17 protein-coding genes are annotated in these 18,322 nt (G+C 40.2%); 10 read left to right on the top strand and 7 right to left on the bottom strand.

Going from position 1 to position 18,322, the window contains the following annotated elements; all coding sequences use genetic code 11:
- Positions 1-4 precede the first annotated feature (4 nt).
- Positions 5-319, top strand: coding sequence for a hypothetical protein (locus VK159_RS01190; protein WP_324228311.1), 315 nt, complete (start codon positions 5-7; stop codon positions 317-319).
- 40 nt (positions 320-359) lie between these two features.
- Here the strand turns inward: VK159_RS01190 and VK159_RS01185 are convergent, their stop codons facing one another.
- Positions 360-980 carry a DUF6702 family protein gene (locus VK159_RS01185; protein WP_324228310.1) on the bottom strand — a complete coding sequence of 207 codons (621 nt, stop codon included), beginning with the start codon at positions 978-980 and terminating at the stop codon, positions 360-362.
- A 52-nt stretch (positions 981-1,032) separates the two neighbouring features.
- Between VK159_RS01185 and VK159_RS01180 the strand changes: the two genes are divergently transcribed.
- The 5 genes from VK159_RS01180 (at position 1,033) to VK159_RS01160 (ending at position 6,850) form a co-directional block, all read left to right on the top strand.
- Complete coding sequence (locus VK159_RS01180; RefSeq protein WP_324228309.1) at positions 1,033-1,611, top strand: HupE/UreJ family protein; 579 nt, start codon at positions 1,033-1,035, stop codon at positions 1,609-1,611.
- 22 nt (positions 1,612-1,633) lie between these two features.
- Positions 1,634-3,955 (top strand): M1 family metallopeptidase, encoded by a 2,322-nt coding sequence (locus VK159_RS01175; RefSeq protein ID WP_324228308.1) that lies wholly within the window; start codon positions 1,634-1,636, stop codon positions 3,953-3,955.
- 181 nt (positions 3,956-4,136) lie between these two features.
- Entirely contained in the window at positions 4,137-4,952 is an 816-nt protein-coding gene (locus tag VK159_RS01170) for an alpha/beta hydrolase family protein (RefSeq protein ID WP_324228307.1), read from the top strand.
- A 144-nt stretch (positions 4,953-5,096) separates the two neighbouring features.
- Positions 5,097-5,990 carry a hypothetical protein gene (locus tag VK159_RS01165; protein ID WP_324228306.1) on the top strand — a complete coding sequence of 298 codons (894 nt, stop codon included), beginning with the start codon at positions 5,097-5,099 and terminating at the stop codon, positions 5,988-5,990.
- Between the two features lie 74 nt (positions 5,991-6,064).
- Positions 6,065-6,850, top strand: a complete 786-nt coding sequence (locus tag VK159_RS01160) for an aminoglycoside 6-adenylyltransferase (RefSeq protein WP_324228305.1) — start codon at positions 6,065-6,067, stop codon at positions 6,848-6,850.
- Positions 6,851-6,897: 47 nt separating this feature from the next.
- Here the strand turns inward: VK159_RS01160 and VK159_RS01155 are convergent, their stop codons facing one another.
- From VK159_RS01155 to VK159_RS01130, 6 genes are all read right to left on the bottom strand, one after another.
- On the bottom strand, positions 6,898-8,307 hold the full coding sequence (locus tag VK159_RS01155; protein ID WP_324228304.1) for a TolC family protein: 1,410 nt from the start codon (positions 8,305-8,307) through the stop codon (positions 6,898-6,900).
- Between the two features lie 22 nt (positions 8,308-8,329).
- Positions 8,330-9,694: an HlyD family secretion protein gene (locus VK159_RS01150; RefSeq protein ID WP_324228303.1), complete on the bottom strand. Its 1,365-nt coding sequence runs from the start codon at positions 9,692-9,694 to the stop codon at positions 8,330-8,332.
- A 10-nt stretch (positions 9,695-9,704) separates the two neighbouring features.
- Positions 9,705-11,402, bottom strand: coding sequence for a peptidase domain-containing ABC transporter (locus VK159_RS01145; protein WP_324228302.1), 1,698 nt, complete (start codon positions 11,400-11,402; stop codon positions 9,705-9,707).
- A 135-nt stretch (positions 11,403-11,537) separates the two neighbouring features.
- Positions 11,538-12,965 carry an L-serine ammonia-lyase gene (locus VK159_RS01140; RefSeq protein WP_324228301.1) on the bottom strand — a complete coding sequence of 476 codons (1,428 nt, stop codon included), beginning with the start codon at positions 12,963-12,965 and terminating at the stop codon, positions 11,538-11,540.
- Between the two features lie 80 nt (positions 12,966-13,045).
- Complete coding sequence (locus tag VK159_RS01135) at positions 13,046-13,564, bottom strand: FKBP-type peptidyl-prolyl cis-trans isomerase (RefSeq protein WP_324228300.1); 519 nt, start codon at positions 13,562-13,564, stop codon at positions 13,046-13,048.
- A gap of 60 nt (positions 13,565-13,624) precedes the next feature.
- Positions 13,625-13,951 carry a hypothetical protein gene (locus VK159_RS01130; protein ID WP_324228299.1) on the bottom strand — a complete coding sequence of 109 codons (327 nt, stop codon included), beginning with the start codon at positions 13,949-13,951 and terminating at the stop codon, positions 13,625-13,627.
- 178 nt (positions 13,952-14,129) lie between these two features.
- On the opposite strand from VK159_RS01130, the gene VK159_RS01125 reads away from it, so the two are divergent.
- From VK159_RS01125 to VK159_RS01110, 4 genes are all read left to right on the top strand, one after another.
- Positions 14,130-15,041, top strand: coding sequence for a hypothetical protein (locus VK159_RS01125; RefSeq protein WP_324228298.1), 912 nt, complete (start codon positions 14,130-14,132; stop codon positions 15,039-15,041).
- Position 15,042: 1 nt separating this feature from the next.
- Positions 15,043-15,720, top strand: a complete 678-nt coding sequence (locus VK159_RS01120) for a lysoplasmalogenase (protein WP_324228297.1) — start codon at positions 15,043-15,045, stop codon at positions 15,718-15,720.
- Between the two features lie 122 nt (positions 15,721-15,842).
- Positions 15,843-16,991: a Na+/H+ antiporter NhaA gene (gene nhaA, locus VK159_RS01115; RefSeq protein ID WP_324228296.1), complete on the top strand. Its 1,149-nt coding sequence runs from the start codon at positions 15,843-15,845 to the stop codon at positions 16,989-16,991.
- 283 nt (positions 16,992-17,274) lie between these two features.
- Entirely contained in the window at positions 17,275-18,303 is a 1,029-nt protein-coding gene (locus tag VK159_RS01110; RefSeq protein WP_324228295.1) for an alpha/beta hydrolase, read from the top strand.
- Positions 18,304-18,322 lie beyond the last annotated feature (19 nt).

Below are 18,322 nucleotides of genomic sequence, written 5' to 3'. Positions count from 1 at the left end.
TTGCATGCTGATGCTTTTATTATATGGGTCTTTTGCGTTGTTATTTGTTCTGTATGTGATGCGTGCGTTGCTGATGGCAGGTTATGACAATCTTAACCTGAAACACATTCAACGAAACAATAACTCAGTTATGCGTGCATGGGTTCAGAAGATGTTACAGTTGAAACCAATTACGCAAATGAAACTTAATCCAAGAAGTATCGATCATAAAATACATGTACGCTTTCAAAAGAAAGCAACACTTTACTATTACGGCATTTGGGCGTGCTTGTTTTCCATTCTTTTTTTGGCAGCGAAAATTTATTTAGATGCGTTTTGATTTATTTCACGCAAAGAAAAAAACTCATCAGCAAAACAACTTACCAGCTTAACGCAACTTCTTTATTGGGAAATGTAAAACGGTGGCTCTTGCGCTCTCCTTTATTTTTGAAGTGGATGATGTTTAACTGATCTTCCCTGTAACTGTACAACAGATCATTAAACACAACAGCCGATTTAAATGCAGCAGTATTATTTGTAACAAGATAGATCCACACCGCTTCACCTTCCTGTTCAAACCCGATCATTTTCAAAGCAACCGGTTTGCCATCTAACTGCAAACGCAAATGCTGTTGCAGGTAGCTGTTGAGCAACTGTTCATTTTCTTTTTTAGCAGATGTATTGAGGATGTCAACTTTTCGCTTGTATTCTTTTTTCAATGTTTCTTCCAGGTCATCAGTAAAAATTTTACATGCAACCTGCACTTCTTTCTCCGCAGGTTTGTATTCAAATTCCGTTACGCTCATGTAGTAAGGATGAAGGGAGAAAGCCGTTAGCCATAATCCGATAGCGGCAAGTAAAACCAGGCGATAGGCCGCAGACGACAGACGACTAACCACTAAGGACTCTTTTCCCACTACCTGCTCACCACTATCCACTACCGGCTTGTCTTTAACGAGCCGCTCATATAATTCTGCCACCATCTTCGTATTAGTTTTCAAGATTACAAACTTCTGGTTTATTTTCCGAGTTCAACCACCGCTGACACAAAAAATGGGGGATTTTGGGTTTTATTTAAGGGAAGGTTTTTATCACATCACCGATTGGAAAGGTTACGATCATATCCTGTTCGTGATGGCGCTGTGTCTCCCTTACTTTCTGAAAGACTGGAAACAGGTGTTGATCCTGATCACCGCATTCACCATTGGCCATAGTGTTACATTAGCATTAAGTGTATTCAATAAAATTCTGATCCCCAGTACATGGATCGAATTCCTGATACCAATTACCATCATCATCACAGCTCTGGAAAATTTATTCCGCAATAACACTCAACCAAAACATGTACGGTTCCGTTACGTTGCTGCATTGGTGTTTGGATTGATCCATGGTCTTGGATTCAGTAATTACCTGAGGAGTATGATGGGTAAAAGCGAAAACATCATCACCCAATTACTGGCTTTCAATATTGGCCTGGAACTTGGTCAGTTATTGATTGTACTTGCTGTGTTGATGGTTTCCTTCATCTTTGTGCGCCTGCTGAACATAAAGCAAAGAGAATGGACAGTGTTTATCAGCGGCGGCATTTTTGGCATTTCATTTATTATGGCGCTTGAGCGCTTACCGTTTTAAAAAGCAAAAAAAAATCTGAACTATGCACATTCGTTTTTTACTTGGTTGTTTGTTACTCGCTGTAGTGAGTGTTGCACAACCGCCCCAGAGCAATCCCGGCAGTAATCATGGTAACCGTTTTGAACAGTTGGGATACTTATTACAAAGCCCCAATGAATACCGTACAGCAAGCGGTGCGCCCGGTCCAAAGTATTGGCAGCAAAAAGCCGATTACGACATCAGTGTTGAATTGGATGAAGCAAATCTTCGTTTAACCGGCACCGAAACAATTACGTATTTCAACAACTCTCCTGATCAGTTGACTTACCTGTGGATGCAGTTAGATGAAAACATTCACAATCCTGATCATGATTACCTGCGCAATGGCCGTAACCGTATGGAAGCGAACATGAGCAACACACAACTCGTGAACATTGAAAAATGGCGCACAGCACAGGAATCGGGTCTTGGTATAAAAATTACAAAGCTTACTGATGCTTCAGGAAATGCATTGAAGTATACCATCAACCAAACAATGATGCGTATTGATCTGCCGGTTGCATTAAAGCCCGGACAAAAATTTATTTTCAAGATCGATTGGAATTATAAAATACCCGATCGTTTGGTGTGGGGCAGCCGTGGTGGTTATGAATTGTTTCCTGAAGATGGAAATGCAGTGTTTACCATGAGCCAGTTCTATCCACGTTTGGCAGTGTACAGCGATTTCCAGGGTTGGCAGAATACACAGTTCAGTGGTGGTTCAGAGTTTGCACTCACCTTCGGCAACTTTAAAGTAAAAATGACTGTACCCGGAGATTTTGTTGTAGCAGCAACCGGTGAATGTCAGAACTACAAACAACTTTTAACTGCAGCACAATTTCAACGTTGGCAGCAAGCCCAATCAGCCAAAGACGTGGTGGAGGTTGTTACACTTGCTGAAGCAACAGCAAACGAAAAAGATAAATCAACCGATAAAAAAACATGGATCTACTCTGCAGAGAACGTACGTGATTTTGCATGGGGTGCCAGCCGCAAATTTGTATGGGATGCCATGCCAACTTATGTGGAAGGCAAGAAGATCATGAGTATGAGTTATTATCCGAAAGAAGCGTATGCACTGTACCGTAAGTATTCAACCAAGGTAACAGCACATACATTGAAGATCTATTCAAAGCATACCATCCCTTATCCTTATCCTGTTGCCATTTCGGTGGAAGCTTCACAAGGTATGGAGTATCCAATGATCGCCTTCAACTATGGCCGTACAGAAAAAGATGGTACTTACAGCGAAGCAACCAAGTATGGAATGATTGGTGTGGTAATTCATGAAGTGGGTCATAACTTTTTCCCGATGATCGTTAACAGCGATGAACGCCAATACTGGTGGATGGATGAAGGGTTGAATACCTTCACCCAATTCTTAACTGAAGGTGAGTTTGATAACAACTATCCTTCACGTCGTGGTCCTGCGCATTTGATCACTGATTATATGAAATTGCCGAAAGATCAACTGGAACCGATTATGACCATGGGTGATAACGTTACACAGGTTGGTGCCAACGCCTATGCAAAAGCAGCAACCGGTTTAAATATTTTACGTGAGACCGTAATGGGTCGTGAATTATTCGATTACTCTTTCCGTGAATATGCACGCCGCTGGGCATTCAAGCATCCAACACCTGCTGATCTTTTCCGTACGATGGAAGATGCAAGTGCTGTTGATCTTGATTGGTTCTGGAGAGGTTGGTATTATGGAACTGAGCCTGTTGATATTTCACTCGACAGTGTGCGATGGTTCAAAATGAATGATGCATCAAACACTGCTGCGTTCCAGCAAAAAGAATTTGATGCGGTGCACAAACTCCGCAACAAAGACGACAAGAGCATTACGTATGCAACAGATGCCGATACAAGTCTGCGTGATTATTATTATTTCAATCCCGGTGCCGATGCGAAATTTTCTCAACAGCAACGTGAAGCTGCTATAACAATTGACACAGAGAACAAAAGCAAATGGGCGAATAAAAATTTTTATGAATTAAGTTTCACCAACAAGGGTGGCATGGTAATGCCGGTGATTGTTGAGTGGACATTTAAAGATGGCAGCAAAGAAGTGGATCGTGTACCTGTTAGTGTTTGGAAACTGAATGAACAGAAGTTTACTAAAGTATTCATCAAGGATAAAGAAGTAACAGCGATCCGTATTGATCCAATGCGTGAAACTGCTGATATTGATGAAAGCAATAACTTATGGCCAGTGAAAGAAATGCCATCGAAGTTTAACTTGTTCCGCCTGGGCGGTGGTCCTGTGCGTGGCGCAAGTGCAGGTGGCAATTCAATGCAGAGAGCGCAGAAGAAGAATTAAATATTTTTACCACAGAGAACAATGAGGTAACTCAAAGGGCACGGAGAATTTTCTCTGTGCCCTTTTTATTGTCATCCCGACGAAGGAGGGATCTGTTTAATAGAAATTCAATAGCCTGGCAGTTCCCTCCTTCGTCGGGATGACAGCTTTTTTGAACAGCAGAAATATTTATCTTCAACACATGAAACGATCAAGCACTCTCCTCTTTTTCTTTTTTCTCTCCTTTCATCTCTTAGCTGCCAAAGTTGATACCGTTACTGTTTTCAGCAACAGCATGCAGAAAGAAATTAAATGCGTGGTGATCACACCAAAGAATTATAAGAAAAGTAAGGAACGTTTTCCGGTAGTGTACCTGTTACATGGATATAGTGGCAATTACCGTGGATGGTTGAAAGATGCGCCTCAGCTTACACAACGGGCAGATGAATTGCAGATGATGATCGTATGTGCCGATGGTGGTTTTTTCAGTTGGTACTACGATAGTCCCATTGACCCCAAGATGAAGTATGAAACATTTGTGAGCAAAGAGCTGGTGAATTATATCGATACACATTACAAAACCATTGCTGATAAAAAAGGAAGAGCCATTACCGGTTTGAGCATGGGTGGACATGGTGCACTTTACCTTTCGGTGCGGAACAAAGAAGTGTATTCACAAGCGGGTTCAATGGCTGGTGGAGTGGATATCCGTCCGTTCCCCAACAACTGGCAGATCAAACAGGTGCTGGGTGATATTACTACCAACAAAGAAAACTGGGATACTTACACTGTCATTAATCAAATTGAAACATTGAAGAAAGGTGAACTGAATCTCATCATTGATTGTGGCTTGGGTGATTTCTTTTTAGAAGTGAACCGCAACCTGCATCAAAAACTCATGAACTTAAAAATAGATCATGATTATACCGAACGCCCCGGTGGACATAACGGTGCTTATTGGGGCAGTGCGGTGGATTATCATTTGTTGTTTTTTAAGAAGGGGTTTGGGAGGAAGTGAGATATCAAATAAGATTTTCGAGTCCTGCCATGAAACAATAACGAAAATAATGTAAAATTTTTAATGATATGACAATTAGAAAATTCTTTACATTAAGACGAAACAGATAAAACACCTTTATGAAATAAAATTCTCTGTTAAATTATGTTTACATTTCTAAGTGTATTACTATTATTATTTCAGATTTTCTCTGTGATAATACCAATAATAGATAAGCGAACAAAATCTGCTTGGGAAGATGTAAAATATTCGACTCTTGAAAAAACTTTGATAATTTTTACAATATTATCATTCGGATTATCAATTGCTATTTTTCTGATTGGGCAAGATTCAGAAAAAGAGAAGGAAAAGCAAGCAGAAGTTTATCAAAATGATTTAAGGAAAAAACTGGCTGAAAGAGACTCGCTTCATCAGATAAACGATTCGATTAGGACTTTATTCTTTATTCAACGGCTTGATAGCAGTTATACAAAAAGCATCAATGCATCCAATGATGCCTTGGCAAAGTACAACTTAGAATTAGTTGATTCCTTAAACCGTGTCACAAATAAAATCAATATCAAATCTCAAAATAAACCACAAATACTTATAGCTCCTGCAGAGAAAGGGCAAGTATCTCCGATGTATTTAACTACGCTTGATAACCAAAATGCTCTTGCAATAAAATTAGTATCAAGTAACAATACCAGATATAATATAAAAATTAGATTTTACATTCTTTCATACAAAGAGGAAAATAATATCCTTATTTATAATATTATTGATACCGGCTATATTTTTTACGACCGAAAATTTCTTGTGCAAGATGTTATTTCAACATCCCATATTGACATAAAAAAAGAATTTCTACAAATTGAAAATTCAATAATTTTCTTTCAAGGTAGTTTCTCATCTGACAATGAAAATAAAGACGTATATAAATTTGAAGAAGCCTATTTTTTTGATTTTAAGAAAAACTTATTACACAGCCCCTTGAATGCTAGCCTGTACTCAGACATAAAGTCAAAGCTTCAAAAAAGAGGCATTCTTAAACCATAAAATATCAATCAGACGCAGGTGTTACATTTTTTGCTTACACCTTTTAATTTATCTTCATACCTCAATCATCACCTATGCTTCAACAAGCTTTTGCTGCACATGCAGCCATCATTGCAGAAGATGATCTTTCCATTGAGGGATTAGCAGTTGCCGGTTCCTGGCTTACACAGGAGCTCGATGAATTCTCTGATCTTGATCTTATACTCATCTGCAATGAAAAACTGGGCGGCGATAAAGCAAAGATGATGGCTTATGCGAACAAGTTCGGCAACCTGTTGAATGCATTTACCGGTGAGCATGTGGGTGAACCACGTTTGCTCATTTGTTTGTACAACAATCCCCTGCTGCATGTAGATATTAAATTCATTACAGCTGATGAATTAAAAACAAGAGTAGAAAATCCTGTTTTACTGTTTGACCGCAACGGGAGTTTACAGCAGATCATTGATTCAACTTCTTATCAATTCCCCCACCCCGATCATCAATGGATCGAAGACCGTTTCTGGACATGGGTGCATTATGCCTTGCTGAAGATCGGTCGTGGTGAGTATATGGAAGCGCATGATTTTCTTGCATTCTTACGCATGGTTGTATTTGGGCCATTACTGCATATCAAGAATAACAACTTACCAAGAGGTGTACGCAAAGTAGAAACAACGATTGCTGCTGAAGATTTCAATCAACTGCAACAAACATTGGCAGTGACTAATAAAGAGTCATTACTTGCTGCATTAGATCAGTCGGTACTACTCTACCGTTCATTACGTAATAAATTATTTACAGCTGATACAATTCTTCAACAGCAAACAGAAGAAGCAGTGATGAAATATTTTGAAGAGATTAGGAAAGCAATACAATGATTATTGAAAGAAGTATTCCGCCTGACGAGTGTTTCAGACAGAGTATGTTATTGCAAACCACCGGTCGCCCAGTTCAACGCAGCAAATGATTGGTAAAACTTCACTTTCAGTTCAAGTAATTTCTGTTTGGCTTCCAGCACTTTTGTTTCACGTGAGTTGAGTAAGAATAAGGTTGTTTCACCTAATGAAAATTTCAGTTGTTCAGCTTCAAACAGTCGCATATAATTACGATAGGCGTTTTCGTAAATGCTGATCTGCTTTTGCAGGTTCAGCACTTCATTATAATGAAAACGTACTTTGTTCTCAAGATTCAGTTCAGTAAAGCTGCGATCAAGTTCAGTTGACTTGATCTTAATTCTCGCAGCACGGTAATCACCAATGCCGCTGCGGTTAGGAATCGGAATAATAGCATTCAAGCCAAACTTGTAATTGTTTTCAAAAAAATTAGCATTAAAAGAATTTGCTACATTATAACCTTTCTGCAGAAAATTATACTTCAGATCAAGCTTGGGCAACAGGTTCTGAAACTTCAATCTTCGTTCCACTTCCAGTGATTGTAATTTAAAATCGATCTGTTGCAGCTTCGGATGGTTGGTTACTGTTTGCGTGAGCCAGTTACTGAGTTGATCAACTTTAAAGTTTGTGAATGATTGGGCGGTCCATACAGTATCAGGTACCACACGTTCGCTTAAATACACCGGCTTGTTTCCCTGCAGCCATAAAAATGTTGACAGTTCCAATGTTGACTTTCTGAACTTCAACCACGCTTCTTCACGCTGCTGTTGAAAGTTCTGCAACTGTGCCAGTGCTTCGGTGGTATCAACTGCTGCACGATCGCCCTGCTGAAAAGATATACGCACCAACTCATATCTTGCTTCGTTTAAAAAAATCGTTGTATCAAGTACCATCAGCAATTGATAATCTCTTGCCCAGCTCCAGTAAGCTTTGTATGCATCAAACAACAGATCATTAATAACAGTACGCCGTTCAAATTCCGATTGTTGTGTGAAAAGTTTGCCCTGTTGCAATGCTGCACGACGTTTATCCAATACCAGATCTTTTAACAACGGCAAACTGATGCCTGCATAACTGGTACGGCTTGCCGATACTTCAGGGTTAATAAAATCACCAAAATTATTTTCAAGACCTGCATACAACTCTACACCAAACCATGTAGGAACTCCCAACTCTGCATTTGTATAATTATAATAGTTCTTGCCATCAAATGTTTTTTGATCGTTGTTCAAAAATACAACGGGATCAAAATTTCCACGAATGGAAAGCAGTTGTGCTCTTGCAGCATCAACTAATAACCCGGCCTGTTTAGCAACAGGGTGATGTTGTTTTACGATCGCAATAAATTCATCTTCTGCCAGCACACGCAATGTATCCTGGGCATGCAATGCCTTACATGCTGACAAACACAAAATCAATAAACTCAAAATTCCTTTCTTCATCACGTATGTTGGCCGTTTGTTATCACTTGCTTTTTTCTTTTTCCTCTTTGCCGTTGACTGTTGTTTGCGGACGATAATAATCCGGAGGGAAACCATTGATCTGCCGCCACAATTCATACCAAACCGATACATCTTTCAGCAATGTAAAGTTTACGGCACCTGTGCCGAGTTTCATGTTCCTTGGCCAGGGACGATCATTTTTATCTTCAGCTACCAATACACGAAACATACCATTGCTGCTGAGGTTTGATTCGATCGCTACAATTTCACCACCAAATGTTCCATACGATGCCTGTGGCCAACCACTAAAAATAATTGCCGGAAATCCATCGAACATAAAACGAGTTTTTTGTCCAATGGTGAGCAACTGCAGATCCATTGGTTTTACCCACACTTCCACAGCCAGTTGATATTGCTTTGGTACAATTTCAACGATCATATCGCCTTCTTTCAGCATCTCATTGATACCTGCTTTCATGGCTTTGATCACCTGCCCGTCTTGTGGCGCCAACACAAAATATTGCCCGTTTCTTATCCTGTAATTATCATATTGATTTTGCAGCTTTGCTACTTTGCCCTGGCCCGTTGCAATTTGCGACTGCGATTGAAAACGATCACCTGATGCTTTTGCAATTTTCTCTGCATACTCCTGAATAGCTGCACTACGTTCCAATTGCAGAATCAATAGATCCTGTTTGCTGTTGTTGAAATCGTTTTGTGCACCGATCATTTTTGCATTCACATTCTGATGCATCACTTTCCGGCGTTCAAATTCAGTTAAGGGAATAACACCTTGTTCATACATTTTTACGGCACCTTCCAGTTGTCGATCAGCTACATTCATTTCATTCATTGCCGCACTCACTTTCATGCTGTCACTCTGCACTTTCCTTTTTGTTTGTATGAGTTTGTTATCGATTGAACTCAACTTTAATTCCCGTTCGTTTTCCAGTGCTTCAATTTGCTGACCGGTTGTACTTACTTTTCCTTCATAGTAATCAATGGTCATTTGTTCGGCACTCAATTGCTGTTCGGTACGTTGCAAGAGATTCGGATCGAGGTAATCATCTTTGATCTCTGCTAACTGCACAATGGTATCACCCTTCTTTACAAAATCACCTTCTTTTACCCACCATTTTACAATACGGCCACCAATAATATTGTTCACTTGCTGAGGGCGTTGCTCCTGGCGAAGTGTGGTAACAGTTCCGTTGCTTCGGATGTTTTGTGTCCATGGTAAAAACAAAATCACAATCACAATTCCGATAATAAAATAGAAGTATTTACGAATACGGCTGCTCTTATGCTGCCGGTAAATTTCGTTGAACGAATTCAACTGCTTACCTGCTTTTTCCTGTATATCGGGTGTAAGAATCTGATACGACATGGGCTGTTGCTTACTGTTTTGAAATGGGTTGTTCTTCTCTTACAACTTTTCCATCGTGCATATAAAAAACACGGTTGCACCTGTTTGCAAAAGAATCATCATTTGTGATCACCACTACTGTGGTTGCCGGTATCTCCTGCAGCAGATATTGTTCAATTCGCCGACGGCATTCCGGATCAAGGCCAAGCCAGGGTTCTTCCAGCAATAATAATTTCGGACTCGATACCAGTGCCCGTAATAATAAAACTTTACGAATAACGGCACTGGATAAGCGATTTCCCACTGCATCAATTTCCGTATCAAATCCCTTTTTGAGCGATGCAATAAATTCGCTTATACCAAGTCTTGCCGCCAATGCATTGATTTGTGAGGTTGTGATGTTTGTATCGCCCAACGTAATATTCTCATACAAGGTTCCCTGAAAAATTTCCAGCCTGTTAAACAGAATACCCGTTTCGGAACGCAATAACACCGGTTTGTAATTTCCAAGCGGTACATCATTCATTAGAATATTCCCGTCAAAGTCAGAATAAGCACCCGTTAGTAATTTTAAAAAGGTTGATTTGCCTGAACCCTCACCACCTCTGATACATACCTTTTCACCTGCTGCTATTTTTAACGACAGATTATTGAGTATTGGACGCTGATCGTTATAGCTGAAGCTTACATTATTCACTTGAATGGAGACACCAGGCAAAGCAGCATCAAGACCCAACGTACCTTCCGGCTCAAGTGGTTTATCAATTACTTTTCCTAATTTTTCTACAGCAGTTAAAATATCATAGATCTTATCTAAACTGCGGATGAGCTTTTCTACTGACGCCAATACCAAGAGTATCACAATCTCAGCTGCAGCAAACTGCCCCACGTTAATTTCATTACTCACAAGAAGAAAGGCACCAACAATTAACATACCTGCGGTGATCAGAATTTTAAACCCAACCAACGACCAGTATTGGAGCATCAACACCCGAAAATGACTGGTACGTGCATGGAGATATTTTGTAACGAGCAGATCGGTTTTATCAACCGGCAATGAAGAGCCACGTGAAAATTGAAACGACTTTAACACACGTGCAATTTCTTCAAGCCATCCGGCCACTTCATATTTGTATTCACTTTCGTCGAGACTTGTAGAAAGACCTTTGGCATACGTGATCCGGATAATTAAAACTAAGATGAGCAAAACAAGCAAACTAAAGATGATAAATACATTGGCATAAAGCGACAACAGGATCAAGCCAAATAATACCTGTATCAATGCTGCAGGAATATCGAGTAATAAACGGCTGAGACTCTTTTCAAGATTGATGGTATCAAAAAAGCGGTTGACAAATTCGGGAAGATAGTATTGATCAATTTTTTTAAGATCAAGACGTGGAATACGCCATGCAAATTCAAAAGAATAACGGGTAAAGATCCGTTGTTGAATTTTCTCAATGATCTTCATTTGATTTACCTGCAGCAAACCAGTAAAAAAAACACTGATCACCACCAACACAATCAGTACAATAATTGAAGTAGATAAACGGCCGGCAAGCACAAAATTGATAATGGCCTGTATACCCAAAGGCATAGCCAGTTGCAATACACCCGCAAGGATTGCATAAAAATAAATTGCACCTATCTCCTTTCGCTCCAGGTTTAATACCTGTAGCAAGCGTTGCAGCGGACGTTTCAGGTCTTTCGCTGCCTGGTTGTTTGCCATTAATTTGACCGTTATGTTAAAGAAAGTTACCGATTAAAACCTACTCCTTTGAACAGATTTTTAATTCGTTTGCAAAAGAACAGTATTTCTCCAAAATTGTTTGCTCATTTTGTTTTTTTTAACAACTAACGGTGATCAACACTCACTGAGAGAGAGGGGGATATTAACGGCTAAACCACCTTCAGCGGTTTCTTTGTATTTGTAGTTCATATCTTTTGCCGTATCCCACATGGTTTTTACCACGCCATCTAATGAAACCTTGGCATAATCGGGTGTGCTTTGCAAAGCGAGTTGAGAAGCAGTGATGGCTTTGATTGCGCCCATTGTATTACGTTCAATACATGGCACCTGCACAAGCCCGGCAATAGGATCGCAGGTTAAACCAAGGTGATGTTCCATGGCAATTTCAGCCGCCATTAATACCTGTCGTTGCGTACCGCCCATACATTCGGTGAGTGCCGCCGCCGCCATTGCACTGGACACCCCGATCTCCGCCTGGCAGCCGCCCATGGCTGCCGAAATGGTAGAACCTTTTTTGAAGATGCTCCCCACTTCAGAAGCAGTTAATAAAAACCGGGTGATCTTTTCTTCATCAAAGCCATTGCAGAAACAAACATAATACATGAGCACAGCAGGAATAACACCGGCTGCTCCATTAGTTGGGGCAGTTACTACCCTGCCGAAGGATGCATTTTCTTCATTCACGGCTAACGCAAAACAACTCACCCAATCGAGTGTGTATTTAAAATCGTTGCCGCCGCTGCGGATCGCTTCTACCCATTCCTGAAAATTATTGTATTGCTTCTGCTGTAGTAATTTTTTATTCAATCCTGCACCCCGACGCTTAACGTTTAAACCTCCGGGTAAATAACCTTCTGTATGGCAACCTTTGAACATACACTCATGCATTACCCGCCAGATGTTGAGCACCCCTTGTTTGGTTGCGTCTTCATTACGCCATGCATTTTCATTCTCCATCACCACTTCGCTGATGCTCATGCCTGTTTTCATACACCAGTGCAAAAGATCTTCGGCTGTATCAACCGGAAAAGGCAACTGCACCTGTACATGGCCGGTAGTTTGCTCATTCTCCTTTACTACAAAACCGCCGCCTATAGAGTAATACGTTTCGGCAACAGAAGTTCCATCAACAAAAGATGCAAGAAACGTAACGGCATTTGGATGAAAAGGAAGACTTTCGGTCATCAGGAATTCTATGTCTTCTCTTGGATCAAAAGCTACTTCATGCTTACCGCCTAACAGCAGTTCATTCATGTCAGCAATATCCTTGATGCGGGCATCTATCGCATTTACATCAAACGTAACAGGATCTTCACCACACAAACCTAATTGAATAGCTACATCGGTTCCATGTCCTTTCCCTGTTTTTGCCAACGAACCATAAAGCAACACCCGCACAACCGCCACCTCTTCCAATGGTTGTATTGTTTGAAGTGATTGCACAAAACGTTGAGCGGCACGCCATGGCCCCAGCGTATGACTGCTGGATGGACCAACGCCGATCTTAAACATATCAAAAACGGAAATAGGTTCGTATGACAAGTAATTGGGTTTTTACAAAAGTACGTAAACAAAAAAGCTCCTGTATGTTATACAGAAGCTTATTCCTTGGTATTAAATAATTAATTAATCGCTTCTAATTGAACTTCAAAAATCATAACAGCATTTGGCGGAATAGTATAAAGCCCGGTATTGGGATTATATTGCCCTGCGGCACCTGCAGCCATTGTTGGGGGTATAAATAATCGCATCTCCCCTCCTTCGCCAATCAAAGGTATTGCACGTCTCCACCCTTCATACAATGTTGATAATGGATAGCCTCCAAAATTCGTGGCAGTACCATTGGTTTGATCAAATACCTGGCCATTCCGGTAGTACCCCTTGTATTCCACAGTTATATTACTGCACTGCTTTGCTCTTTCCGTATTACCCGGGTTATCAATAATATAATACATACCACTTCCTTCCAATTCAACTGCAGTTGTTATCGCCATTGAGTCGAGGTATTTTGTCACCATTGCCTCTTCTGCTGCCGAGACAACGGTTGTTCCCGGGGAAGCAGAACATCCATCATCGGTGGTTTTTTTCTTACATGCACTTAACATGGCTACTGCCATCAATAATCCAACTACATACTTCATGTTACGTTATTTTGTTTTAATTCAAATTTCAATTGATAAAGACCTGCTTTATTTTGACAATCATTTTTCTTCTAACGTTGCCTCAGTCTCTGTTTTTTCCTTCAGTTCGAGATAACGTTGTTCATTCATCTCCCATTTAAAGCGCATCTTGAAAATACCATAGAACACGATCACCAGCAAAACAGCAATGAGGATAATGGTTAATTGTGAGCCCGATATATACGGCATATTTTTATACCAACCCCTGAACATTACGCTCAGCAAAATCGGGAAACCAAACGCAAGACCTAATGGTAAACCAATAGTGAGCTGACTCAACAGTCTTTTTTCCTTGCTGCGGTTCTGCTCCCACCAATCCATAAACTCTTTTTCCTCTGCAGAAAGCATTCTGTTGTTTTTTTGGCAAATGTAAGCAAGAGCGTTCAGCCCTAAGGCTTCTTTAACGAAGATTTGCAGAAACAGTAAATTCACCGGCTTTGCAGCATTAAAGGGCTCAATTCAGGGCAAGGCCATTCTATTTCTATGATAAAAGCTGGTTTTTAAGTATGTTTGAAAAAAATTATCCGTGAAAATCCAGGAAATATTATCACAGTATCTGTATAAGGAGAAAAGTCTTACACTCCCCGGGCTTGGCCGTTTTGATCTTAATCCTTCAGTGAATATCTACGATTTAAAAGAAGAAGGATGGCCGGCCGATACAATTTCATTTACCAGCAATCGCAATGCCGTTATAGATGAAGGTTTACTTCAGTTCCTGATGCAGCAAACAGGTAAAATGAAACCCCTTGCCATGAGCGATCTTGAATCATATGTAAGCAACGGCATGCAGTTGATTAATATAGGCAAACCTTTCCCTATTAAAGGCATTGGTTCTATCAATAAAACAAAGGATAACCAGTTTACATTTGAGCAGGGAAGTCCTGCATTGGAAAAGATCGACTCGATCAATACCGATCATGTGCGTGATCGTACTGTACTGGCTGAAGGCGAAAAAGAAATTGATTTTTCACATGAAGAACGGAAGAGCTCCAAAAAGCCGATCATTATTATTGGCATCATCGTGGCACTGGCACTCGTTGGATGGGCAGTTTATTTAGCTATTCCCAAAAAAGAAAAAGCACCTGAGCCGGAAACAAATTTAATTGAACAGGTTACGCCTGTTGACACAACTGCTCAACAGGCAGATACAACTGCAAGCGTTGTGAAAGATTCTGCAGCTCCTGCTGTGCCTGTACCGGTAGTTGATACAAATTCGTTAAGCCTTATTCTTGAAACCGCAACTACAAGAAGCAAGGCCGATGCACGCATTGCTTTTCATAAAACAAGAAACAGGGAACTTACACTCAACATAAAAGACAGCAGCACTTACCAGCTTATACTGCTCGTGCAGAAACCTCTTGCAGATAGCAGCAAAGTGAAAGATTCTCTCCGCAGCTATTATGGCATTAAAGCGCAAGTGCTGAAACCCGGCAATTAAGATGAAGCAGGCACAGGCAAAATTCATCTTTGGCGTTTATGCATTGGTGCTGGTGCTTGAATTGTTATTCATTTATTTTGATCAACAGCAGTTTCGATGGTTTACCAAGCCATTGCTGATGCCATTATTGATGCTTGGCTTCTATACTGCATCGTCTAAACGAAGCGGAACATTATTCTATCTTATACCAGTGGCATTATTTCTTTCATGGGCAGGCGATGTATTGCTGCAAATGAAAGGGATGTTTATTCCGGGTTTGATATCCTTTCTGTTGGCTCATGTTTTTTACATCGTCTATTTTAGTAAAACAGGAAAAGGCAAAAAAGGATTATTACAATTACAACCGCTAATCGGAATACCAGTATTGGTTTACATTCTTATTTTCCTCTGGTTGCTCTACCCTTTTCTTGATGCATTAAAAATACCTGTGACTGTCTACGGTATTACGATTGGCATCATGTTGCTGCTGGCAATTAATACAAGACATAAACTGAGTAATGCTGCTTTCACTTTATTTTTCATTGGTGCATTGCTGTTTGTAATTTCGGATTCACTGCTGGCAGTAAATTTATTTGCAATGAATCATCTCGCTTTAAGTTTATGTGTGATGCTCACCTATGCTGTTGCTCAATATTTAATTGTGAAAGGAGCATTGGCAAATGAGCAGATTAATTCCTGATCTGCACATCAATCAGCAATCAATTCATTCGAGCTATTGTTTATTGAAAAATAAGTAGATTCGTTTGCAAACACATCAGTATTTCAACGAACTAACCTTCACCATTCAATGGCATATAACGCATGAATCCAACTAAATTATTTAAAGATTTCTTTGAAAGTGAGAAGGCGGGCGGGCTGATACTAATTGCCTGTACTGTTGTTTCATTATTGATTGCCAACTCTGCTTTGGGTGAAAGTTATCATCATTTCTGGCAATTGAAATTTGCAGGTCTTTCTGTTGAACATTGGGTGAATGACGGCTTGATGGCTGTTTTCTTTCTCCTCATCGGGCTAGAATTAGAAAGAGAATTATACAAAGGAGAACTTTCAAACGTGAAAGATGCCCTGCTGCCGATCTTTGCTGCATTAGGAGGTTTGCTATTACCGGCCGGTATTTACCTGCTGTTCAATTTTGGCACAGCCTCACAATCCGGCGCAGGTATTCCAATGGCAACGGATATTGCTTTTGCTTTAGGCATTCTCGCATTATTGGGGAACAAAGTACCTACCTCGTTAAAAGTATTCTTAACGGCCCTCGCAGTTATTGATGACCTATGTGCCATTTTAGTGATCGCTGTTTTTTATACAAAAACGTTACTGTGGACAAACCTGTTTATTTCACTGGGAATATTTATAGTGTTGCTGGCAATGAATCGGCTAAAGATCCGAAATCTGATTCCCTACTTAATTGGCGGAGTTGCGATGTGGTACTTCATGTTACACTCAGGTGTGCATGCAACCATTACTGGTGTTCTGCTGGCGTTTGCTATTCCGTTTGGAAATGGTGACGAAAAATCAACCTCCTATATTTTACAGCACATTTTACATAAACCTGTTGCGTTTATTATTCTGCCCATTTTTGCTTTGGCAAATACAGCCATTATTATCAGTGGAGATATTACACAAACACTTGCTGAAAACTACAGCATTGGTATAGCGCTTGGATTAATTGTTGGAAAGCCGCTTGGCATATTTGCTTTGACGTTTGCTGCTGTTTCATTTGGACTGTGCAAACTACCTGCTGATCTTACCTGGAAAAATATATTTGCAGTTGGACTACTTGGGGGAATTGGATTCACCATGTCAATCTTCATCACACTGCTTGCCTTCGATAATGAAACGATCATCAATAATTCAAAACTTGTGATACTGCTGTCTTCATTAACTGCAGGTTTACTCGGCTTCTTTGCGTTGAAATTAACACTCAAAAAAGAAATTGAATCATTATAAAATCATTTCTCTTGCGAAGGTTGCTCATATGCGTCGATGCCCCTGAAGAACATCTCAACGAACTTGCAGGTATTGCACAACCTCTTCCGGAGAGCGAATTCATCGTCAATCACAAGAACTTCACGATAAAGAAAGATGATGACTGTTACTGATCTCAGTTCTTAGTCTTGTTTAATTAACTCATTCTCCTTCTATTATTTTCTTCAGCGCCCTTGCAGAAACCAAATTCTTTTTTTTATCTTATTGCTGAAAACATCGCATCGCTTACAAAACAAAACTCCTTATGACGGCAAAAACATTTCGCTGGAAGAAGTTTTTTATCCGCACACTGCTTGTGCTTTTCACACTCGCAATCATTGTATTTGCAGCGTTTAAATTATCACCCTGGCCGTCGGCGATGATCATCCGAAATGTCTTTAACAAAGGAGGCGTTAGTACCAATGATGCGTTGGAAAAACACACACCCAAAAATATCACCGCAATTTTAGATGAAGTATATGATGCTGCCGATAAAGATGCCAAGCTGGATGTGTACTATCCTTCGTCTGTTGGTACCGATGAATTATTACCGGTGATTGTATGGATCCATGGCGGCGGGCTGATCTCAGGCGACAAAGCACACATCCGCAATTATTGTAAAATACTTGCTTCGCATGGTTACGTTACTGTATCAATTGACTATTCAGTTGCTCCTGAGAAAAAGTATCCCACTCCACTTAAACAAACCGCAGCAGCGTTGGCTTATCTGCAACAACAAGCCAAACGTTTGCATATCGATACATCTTCTTTTATAATTGCCGGCGATTCAGGTGGTGCACATATTGCGGCACAAACAGCCAACATTATTTACAACAACAGCTACGCAAAATTGATCGGCATTACACCCACTTTAAATCCTTCGCAACTTGCAGGACAATTATTGTATTGCGGACCTTATGATATAGACAATGTAAGCACAGAAGGTGCATTTGGTGGTTTTATGCAAACGGTGTTGTGGGCCTATAGTGGTTCTAAAAATCATAAAGAAAATGAACTGTTTAAAACAGCATCAATAATCAATTATATTAATGGAGATTATCCTCCAAGCTTTATCTCCGCAGGTAATGGAGATCCGCTGTTATCACATTCAAAAGCGTTAGCACGGAAACTTGTGCAGATCAATGCAAAAGTCGATACCCTGTTTTTCCCCCAGGAGATGCAACCGGTACTGCCGCATGAATACCAGTTTATCCTCGACACCGATGCCGGCAAAACTGCATTACAACAATCATTACGTTTTCTCAACAGCCTGCAACTAACATCAACACCGTAATTCATTGATATTTGATTGA

The organism is Lacibacter sp. (assembly GCF_035299325.1).
In the GTDB taxonomy this organism is placed as follows: Bacteria; Bacteroidota; Bacteroidia; order Chitinophagales; family Chitinophagaceae; genus Lacibacter.
Note: the sequence above shows the minus strand (reverse complement) of the source record. Positions and strands in the feature narration are given on the sequence as shown.

Bases quoted from the DNA above. Each gene is read 5' to 3' on its own strand.
- VK159_RS01190 (WP_324228311.1), top strand. From the start codon at position 5: ATGCTGATGCTTTTATTATATGGGTCTTTTGCGTTGTTATTTGTTCTG.
- VK159_RS01180 (WP_324228309.1), top strand. From the start codon at position 1,033: ATGGGGGATTTTGGGTTTTATTTAAGGGAAGGTTTTTATCACATCACC.
- VK159_RS01175 (WP_324228308.1), top strand. From the start codon at position 1,634: ATGCACATTCGTTTTTTACTTGGTTGTTTGTTACTCGCTGTAGTGAGT.
- VK159_RS01170 (WP_324228307.1), top strand. From the start codon at position 4,137: ATGAAACGATCAAGCACTCTCCTCTTTTTCTTTTTTCTCTCCTTTCAT.
- VK159_RS01165 (WP_324228306.1), top strand. From the start codon at position 5,097: ATGTTTACATTTCTAAGTGTATTACTATTATTATTTCAGATTTTCTCT.
- VK159_RS01160 (WP_324228305.1), top strand. From the start codon at position 6,065: ATGCTTCAACAAGCTTTTGCTGCACATGCAGCCATCATTGCAGAAGAT.
- VK159_RS01155 (WP_324228304.1), bottom strand. From the start codon at position 8,307: ATGAAGAAAGGAATTTTGAGTTTATTGATTTTGTGTTTGTCAGCATGT.
- VK159_RS01150 (WP_324228303.1), bottom strand. From the start codon at position 9,694: ATGTCGTATCAGATTCTTACACCCGATATACAGGAAAAAGCAGGTAAG.
- VK159_RS01145 (WP_324228302.1), bottom strand. From the start codon at position 11,402: ATGGCAAACAACCAGGCAGCGAAAGACCTGAAACGTCCGCTGCAACGC.
- VK159_RS01135 (WP_324228300.1), bottom strand. From the start codon at position 13,564: ATGAAGTATGTAGTTGGATTATTGATGGCAGTAGCCATGTTAAGTGCA.
- VK159_RS01130 (WP_324228299.1), bottom strand. From the start codon at position 13,951: ATGCTTTCTGCAGAGGAAAAAGAGTTTATGGATTGGTGGGAGCAGAAC.
- VK159_RS01120 (WP_324228297.1), top strand. From the start codon at position 15,043: ATGAAGCAGGCACAGGCAAAATTCATCTTTGGCGTTTATGCATTGGTG.
- nhaA (WP_324228296.1), top strand. From the start codon at position 15,843: ATGAATCCAACTAAATTATTTAAAGATTTCTTTGAAAGTGAGAAGGCG.
- VK159_RS01110 (WP_324228295.1), top strand. From the start codon at position 17,275: ATGACGGCAAAAACATTTCGCTGGAAGAAGTTTTTTATCCGCACACTG.